The sequence below is a fragment of the Acetobacter okinawensis genome, assembly GCF_002153655.1.
In the GTDB taxonomy this organism is placed as follows: domain Bacteria; phylum Pseudomonadota; class Alphaproteobacteria; order Acetobacterales; family Acetobacteraceae; genus Acetobacter; species Acetobacter okinawensis_A.
On record NZ_JOPJ01000031.1, the window covers coordinates 1 to 1,484 of the forward strand.

Genomic DNA, 1,484 nt, shown 5'->3' on the forward strand with positions numbered 1-1,484 from the left:
TGGAACCCTTCAGGCGGGGTGTATGACTCACGCTACTCCACAAAACGTGTGGGCAACGAGGCCGTCTTTGGCCTGCACTCCAGCATTACCTTCTGATCCCTCCCCCGGCAGGGGGATGACGCACGGGGATGGCGGGTCGTCGGTTTAAAGTCTTGTCGTGTCGTGCCGAAAATCTATGATACCGGCACGACGACCATGAGACTCCCTGCTTTTTAACTGACCCGCACACGCCGTGCGTTGTGCCAATGCCAAGATATAAAAAAGGATAACATCATGAACGCATCTGTTCATACGACAGCCCCCGTTATGGTGGCCGATGCAGGTATTCCGCTGCGCGACATTCTGCCATGGGGCGTGTTTGGCCTGATCGTGGCGGCACTGCTGATTTACTTTGTGGGTGCGGAGCAGGGGGCAACCTCCCTGATTTCTGGCCATTCCGTGCATGAGTTTGTGCATGACGGCCGCCACCTGCTTGGCTTCCCCTGCCATTAAATAAACCCAGCGTCAGGAAAGATTCGTCTCATGGTTGGTCGTCTTCTTGCCCGTGGCATGGCCGCGGGTATTGTGGCTGCATTGCTGGGCTTTGTGTTTGCCCGGCTGTTTGGGGAGCCTCAGGTGGCTCTGGCCATCGCGTTTGAAGCCGCGCAGGATGCCGCGGCAGGTAACGCCCCCGAGCCCGAAATTGTCAGCCGCGCGGTACAGGCCTCCTACGGCCTGCTGACGGCGGTGCTCATGTATGGTGCGGCTTATGGCGGTGTGTTCGCCATTGTGTTTGCCCTCGCCTACAAGCGGCTTACGCTGTCCAGCCCGCGCGCACTGGCGCTGTTGCTGGCCGGGGTTGGTTTTTTAACCTTTGTGCTGATCCCTGACCTGAAATACCCGCCCAATCCGCCCGCTGTTGGGCTGGAGGAAACCATTGGCCTGCGTACAGCCATGTATTTTGCCATGGTGGGGATTGCCATTGCCATTTCCATGATCGCGCTGCTGGTCGGGCGGGCTCTGTCTGTCTCTCTTGGTCGCTGGAATGGCGCGCTGTGCGGGATTGGCCTTGGCATTGTTCTTGTGGTGGTGGCTCAGTTCGGCCTGCCTGATATTAACGAGGTGCCGGGTAATTTTCCCGCCATTGTGCTCTGGCGCTTCCGCGAGGCAGCCATTGGTATGCAGCTTGTCATGTGGTCCACTCTGGGGCTGGTTTTTGGCGCGCTGGCAGAAAAACTGCTGCGTTCTTCCTCTGCGCAAACCCGCTAAGAGTGTTCTGGCTCTGGCGGTGTGCTCGCCAGTTTGCAAAAGCCTCTGTGAACAAAATAAAGGGCCACGCGTTTTGCGTGGCCCTTTTTGTTTGCACCCGTTGGCATGGCCCTGCTCTGGCAGGGCCGCTACGGGAGGGATCAGAAGGTAATGCTGGAGTGCAGACCGAAGACGGCCTCGTTGCCCACACGTTTTGTGGAGTAGCGTGAGTCATACACCCCGCCTGAAGGGTTCCA

Annotated in this window: 2 protein-coding genes and 2 pseudogenes; 3 read left to right on the top strand and 1 reads right to left on the bottom strand. The window is 58.3% G+C overall.

Annotated elements, in window-relative coordinates:
- From HK26_RS13915 to HK26_RS10915, 3 genes and pseudogenes are all read left to right on the top strand, one after another.
- Nucleotides 1-96: pseudogene (locus HK26_RS13915) on the top strand (carbohydrate porin); the annotation flags it as partial.
- Between the two features lie 177 nt (nt 97-273).
- On the top strand, nt 274-492 hold the full coding sequence (locus tag HK26_RS10910; protein ID WP_086639809.1) for a CbtB domain-containing protein: 219 nt from the start codon (nt 274-276) through the stop codon (nt 490-492).
- Between the two features lie 30 nt (nt 493-522).
- Nucleotides 523-1,248 (top strand): CbtA family protein, encoded by a 726-nt coding sequence (locus HK26_RS10915; RefSeq protein WP_086639810.1) that lies wholly within the window; start codon nt 523-525, stop codon nt 1,246-1,248.
- A gap of 140 nt (nt 1,249-1,388) precedes the next feature.
- Here HK26_RS10915 and HK26_RS13920 read toward each other — a convergent pair.
- Nucleotides 1,389-1,484, bottom strand: a pseudogene (locus HK26_RS13920) (carbohydrate porin); the annotation flags it as partial.